This is a genomic window from Roseomonas chloroacetimidivorans, assembly GCF_049629625.1.
GTDB lineage: Bacteria > Pseudomonadota > Alphaproteobacteria > Acetobacterales > Acetobacteraceae > Roseomonas > Roseomonas chloroacetimidivorans.
Map to the genome: position 1 here is coordinate 1 of NZ_JBNBZS010000171.1, position 5489 is coordinate 5489.

Genomic DNA, 5489 nt, shown 5'->3' on the forward strand with positions numbered 1-5489 from the left:
GTCATGCCGTACTCGGCGCTGGCGTCGCTCATCCGCTCAAGCCGCCGCAGCTCCTTGCGGGCCTGCTGCTCGACCTCGGATGGCATGCGGGCCTTCGCGATGGCTTCGGAGAGCTCGGCCAGCTCCTGGGACTTGGCGTCGCCCTCGCCGAGCTGGCGCTGGATGGCGGCGAGCTGCTCGCGTAGCACGATCTCGCGCTGGCGCTCGTCGATCGCCGCCTTGGTCTGCTGCCCGATCTCCTGCGTCAGGCGCAACACCTCGATGCGTTGCGCGAGCAGGCGGGAGACCTTGTCCATGCGCTCTGGCAGGTCGACCGTCTCAAGGATGTCCTGCTTCTCCTCCGCCTTGATGTCCATGTAGGCCGCGGCGAGGTCCGCGAGCGCCGCCGGGGATGTCACGGACTGGAACATGTTGATCAGTTCGTGCGGCACCTGCGGCAGGAGTTGCAGTGCCTCCAAGGCTTGGTTCTTCAGATGCAGGAACCGGGCCTCGATCTCCGGTCCCTCTCCGCCGGGCTCAGGGATGTGCAGCACCCGGGCGACCGGAAAGGGCCACCCGGCCACGAACTCCGCGATCCGCGCGCGCTGCACACCCTGGCAGACGATGTGGTGCGATCCGTCTGGCAGCGTGACGTAGCGCACGACATTGGCCACCGTGCAGACCCGGTGCAGGTCATTGGGCCCGGGGGCTTCGACCTCCGGGTCCCGCTGCATGACGATGCCGATCTGCCGCTCCTCGCGCAGCGCCTGCTGAGCCGCCGCGACCGATGCGGGGCGGCCGATCGCAATGGGGGTGACAATCCCGGGGAACAGCGCTGTGCCGCGGACCGGTACCAGGATCAACGCCTCGGGCGGCACAGACGGCAGGGCTTGGTGCGGGGCGACCTCCACCGGGGCGGCGTCGGGCGCCGTTCGGATCCAGCTGGCGGGGTTCACGGCGTGACCCATTCTCATGCGAGCTTGCGCAGAACAATCATGGTGCAACCGTCCACGATGCCGCGGCGCGGCTGGTCGTAGTGCCCGGGCGGGAGCGGGATACGGCGCTCGAATTGACCCTGCGGCAGCTCAAGGCGATGGATGACCGCGTTACGCAGTTGGGGCGGCAGCGTGCGCCGGCCACTGACAACCAGCGTACCACCCTCGATCTCTACGCGGACCTGTTCCGGCGGGACGCCGGGGAGTGCGACCAGGATGATGAGTTCGCCCTCGGTCTCGATGACATCGGCCGGGGGCACCCAGACCGAGCCGCGCGAGCGGGCAGCGTGCAGGTCAAAGAGCTGAGCGCTGAGCCGCTCGGCACGCGCCAGCATCTCCACAGCTTCGGCGAACATCCAGTTTCGCGACGGACTTCCCGTGCTCATAGGCGCCTCGGTGCTGATAGCGTTGCCCCTGGTCCCGGCGTCGGTCGTCATGTCTTGCACAGAGAACTAGCGAGGAAGTTAGGAACTCGGTGCCGGCTCTCAAGGGTTCCGGCTCTGCGGCATGCTGGTAGAACAAGCCAGGAAGCTGGTGCCTTCATCCCCGGCTGCACGCCCTCCATCCGGCCTGGGTCAATCCGAGCCCAGGGGCTCAGGCCGACCCTTGAAGAACACATACACCTCTGTGCCTGGAAACCCGGCGCTCGTTACTCCGCTTCTGGCGCCACCGTGTCGGCCATGGTCGCACCGCGACGTCCCATGGGCTGCTCCGGTCCTTCGGTGGTGTCCCTCTCGGTCTGCCGCTCCATCTCCGCGTCCAGTTCAGCCCCCGCCAGCACGATTGCCGCGGAGATCCAGATCCAGGTCATGAAGCCGATCGCGGCGCCGAGCGAGCCGTAGGTCTCGTTGTAGCTGCCGAAATGGGAGACATAGAAGGAGAAGCCCGCGGAGCCGAGCAACCAGGCGACGGACGCGAAGGCTCCGCCCCAGCTGACCCAGCGCCACTTCGCATCGTCGCGGCTTGGCCCGTAGCGGAAGAGGCAGGCGAGCAGGAAGGCGACCGCAACCAGCAGCAGCGGCCAGCGCAAGAGGCGCAGAAGAAGGTCGGCCGTCGGGCCAAGCCCGACGACGTTGAGGATCACGGGCACCGCGATCACGGCACCGATCGCCAGCAGCGCGAACAGGATCGCGCCCAGCGTGAAGGCCAGCGTGACCGCGGTGAGCCTGACGAAGCTGCGCTTCTCCTTTTCCTCGTAGATGAGGTTCAGCGTATCGAAGGCGGCCTTGGTCGCGGCATTCGCACTCCAGAGCGACACGGCCAGCCCGATCACCAATCCGGCACCGAGGGTGCCGCGCCCCTGTGCCGCGACACGCTGAACCTGCTCCTCGATGATCTGCATGCCCCCACTCGGGACCACCCCCGACAGCGCGGCGAGGTGCCTGGCGATATCCCCCGGGTCGGCGAAGAGGCCGTACAACGAGACCAGCGCGCTGAGCGCCGGGAAAAGGGCAAGCAGAGCATAGAAGGTGATGCCCGCCGCCTCGGTCAGCAGCCGGTCCTCCGAGGCCTGCTGCAGGGTGCGGCGCAGGATGTCCCACCAACCGCGGGCGGGGATCTCCGAGGGGGTATCCGCGGTTCGGCCGCGGTCTCCGCCACCCCGGCGGAACGTGGTGGCCCTGCTCCGCCGGGTGGGAGCCTGACCCGCGGCCGGGCCCTGGGCCAGGCGGGGCGACTCTTCCTCCCGGAAAAGGCCTGCGGCCATGAGGCCGATCGCAGCAATGATCATGGCACGAAGTGGGCCAGGCCAGCTCTGTCTCGTCTCCATGAACTCCTCCGGCGTGCCTTGCTCCTCGGTTTGGCATCTGCCCCGTGTAACCCGCGCTTGCCCCGTCCCGCGGGAGTGGCCAGCATCCCGCAAGGACTGCCCGGCAGGGTCTCCTCCGCCGCCGAGACCGTTCCGGGAGAGCTTGCCCGCTCCCGGAACTCGCCGCTCTGCAGCACTCAGGCTCAACCCTCGTTGCTGGGTGACTGCACCGCGACGAAGAGGCTCTGCCCGTCCCGCAGCAGCCGGAGCGCCACGGCACCGCCATTCGCCCGCGCAGCCTGGCGGATGGCGCTCACCACCGCGTCCGGATCATCCACCCGCCTGTTGCCAACGGCCGTGATGATGTCGCCTGGGCGTAGCCCTGCCTCGGCCGCCGGGCTGCCTGGCCGCACGCCGGCGACCACGGCGCCTTCCGTGCCGGGCGGGATCTCGACCCCGGCCCGCCGCGCCTCCTCTACTGTCGCGAGCGCGATGCCGAGCCGCCCGCGGCTCCTGGTCCCCTCCTCCTCGCTCTCCACCTCACCCGCCTCGCGGTCCTGCAGAGCGGCCACGCGGACGGAAAGCTGCCGGTCCTCGCCGTTCCGGCGCGCAGTCAGCGTCGCCTCCGTGCCAGGGCGCAGTCCGGCGACGGCGCGGGCCAGGTCGCGGGGGGAACGCACGACCTGGTCGTTCACCGCCGTCACCACATCGCCGGGCTGCAGCCCGGCGCGCGCGGCGGGGCTGTCCGGCTCCACCTGGGCGACGAGCGCACCCTCGGGCTTCACCAGGTGCAGCGCGCGGGCCATGGTCGCATCGACCGGCTGTGTCATCGCGCCGATGTAGCCGCGCTCGACATGGCCGTTCTGCTTCAACTGCGCCACCACGCTCTTCACGAGATTGGAGGGAATGGCGAAGCCGATGCCGATCGAGCCTCCGGAGGGGCTGAAGATCGCGGTGTTCACGCCAATCACCGTACCGTCCAGCGCGAAGAGCGGGCCGCCGGAATTGCCGCGATTGATGGGCGCGTCGATCTGCAGGAAGTCGTCATAGGGCCCGCTGTGGATGTCACGCCCGCGGGCGGAGAGGATGCCGGCCGTCACCGTGCCACCCAGCCCGAAGGGATTGCCGACTGCGATCACCCAGTCACCCGGCCGGGCCCTGTCGGAGTCGCCAAGGTTCAGAAAGGGCAGCGGCGCGCCGGCATCGACCTTCAGCAGGGCGAGGTCGGTGCGCGGGTCGCGGCCGACGATGCGGGCCGGCAGCTCGCGCCCGTCATCGAGCGTCACCTTCACCTCTGTCGCGCCATCCACCACGTGGTTGTTGGTGACGATGTGGCCGTCGGCATCCACGATGAAGCCGGAGCCGAGTCCCCGCACCTGCCGCGCCGGAGCGTCATCCCCATCGCCAAAATAACGGCGGAACATGCGGTCCTGCGGCGAGCCCGGCGGGAAGGGTGACATGCCCGCCTCGGCCTCGGTGCGTGCGGTCATGGTGATGGTCACGACGGCCGGCCGGACCTTGGCGACAAGGTCACCGAAGCCGGACAACGCGACCTGAGGGGCAGCCAGGGCGGGCGCGCCCGGCTGCGTCTGGGTTGGCGCCGTGTTCTGGGCGAAGGCGGGAGCGGGTCGCCAGCCGGCGGCATCGATGACCGCCGTTCCGGCGAGCAACGCCGCCGCAAGCACCGCGCCGCGGCGGCGGCAGGACGATGGGCTCATTCTGCGTGATCCTCCGTGTTTGGGGGCGAGTGATGCCCTGCCGCGACGGGACGCAGGCTCCAGAGCCCCTCAAGGGCCGATATGACCTTCAGCTTCGCCTCGTCCGGCAGGGCCTGATTGAGCGCGGCGCAAAGCAGCGAATAGCGGCGCCGAGCCTCGTAAAGCTGGTCGACCAGCGAGAGCACGACGGGTAATGTTTCCTCCTCGACCTTCAGATCAGTCCGCAGTTCGTGGATCAGCCTGACCCGGGCGACGTCGATCTCGCGGAACAGGTAGTGCCCGGGTGTGCCTTCGGCATGCAGCCAGGCGTTCTCGATCCACTGCTCGACCTCGCTCCGGTCCAGTCCCACGACCGAGCGGCACAGGGCTTCGATGGTGATCATGATTCCCCCGTCATCGCGCGGCGCGGGTTCGTGGAGTGGCGCGGCGCCCACTCCCGCAGAAAGTGCTCGAGATCCTGATCAACCTCACCGAGCACGATCTTCAAGGTGACGTATTCATCGCCGGCAGGCCGACCGGCATGGGCCGGCACGCCCTTGCCGCGCAATCGCAGCTTTGCACCCGTGTCGGACCGCTTGGGGACGGTCACACTGACGTTCCCGGTCGGCGTCGGGACCGTGATCTTGCCGCCCAGGACGGCCTCCGCCACGGTCACCGGGACCTCGATATGCACGTCGTCACCGTCCCGTCGGAAGAACGGGTGCGGAGCGACCTGGATCTCGATCAAGGCGTCCCCGGCAGGCCCGCCATTCAGGCCAGGGCTTCCCTGCCCCTTGAGACGCATGACCTGCCCATCCTCGATGCCGACGGGGATACGGACCTCCAGGCTTCGGCCGTCCGGCAGGGTCAGCGTCCGGCTCGCTCCCCTGATCGCATCGAGGAAGTCAACCGTCATCCTGTACTGCTGGTCCTGGCCCCGCATCCGGACATTCGGCCGAGCCCTGCCCTGCGCAGTCTGGCCGAAAAGATCCGAGAAGATGTCGCCGAGATCCTCTTCGCTGAATCCCGATGCGAAGCCGGCCTGCGGTCCGGCACCCGGCCGGTAACGGG

The 5489-nt window shown here is 68.9% G+C and carries 6 protein-coding genes; all 6 read right to left on the reverse strand.

What is annotated here, in order from left to right; genetic code table 11:
* Positions 1 to 947: LON peptidase substrate-binding domain-containing protein (locus ACO1BU_RS35765; protein WP_424140643.1), on the reverse strand; the 947-nt coding region annotated here is incomplete at its 3' end.
* Between the two features lie 2 nt (positions 948 to 949).
* Positions 950 to 1411 (reverse strand): Hsp20/alpha crystallin family protein, encoded by a 462-nt coding sequence (locus ACO1BU_RS35770; RefSeq protein WP_424140644.1) that lies wholly within the window; start codon positions 1409 to 1411, stop codon positions 950 to 952.
* Between the two features lie 212 nt (positions 1412 to 1623).
* A complete protein-coding gene (locus ACO1BU_RS35775; RefSeq protein ID WP_424140645.1) occupies positions 1624 to 2703 on the reverse strand; it encodes a YihY/virulence factor BrkB family protein in 1080 nt (359 codons plus the stop codon).
* Between the two features lie 221 nt (positions 2704 to 2924).
* The gene (locus ACO1BU_RS35780) at positions 2925 to 4439 is read right to left on the reverse strand and encodes a DegQ family serine endoprotease (RefSeq protein WP_424140646.1); all 1515 of its coding nucleotides are present in this window, start codon (positions 4437 to 4439) and stop codon (positions 2925 to 2927) included.
* Complete coding sequence (locus tag ACO1BU_RS35785; RefSeq protein ID WP_424140647.1) at positions 4436 to 4822, reverse strand: chaperone modulator CbpM; 387 nt, start codon at positions 4820 to 4822, stop codon at positions 4436 to 4438. The genes ACO1BU_RS35780 and ACO1BU_RS35785 overlap by 4 nt, the downstream gene beginning before the upstream one ends.
* On the reverse strand, positions 4819 to 5489 hold a 671-nt coding region (locus tag ACO1BU_RS35790; protein ID WP_424140648.1), incomplete at its 5' end, for a J domain-containing protein. The genes ACO1BU_RS35790 and ACO1BU_RS35785, both read right to left, overlap by 4 nt.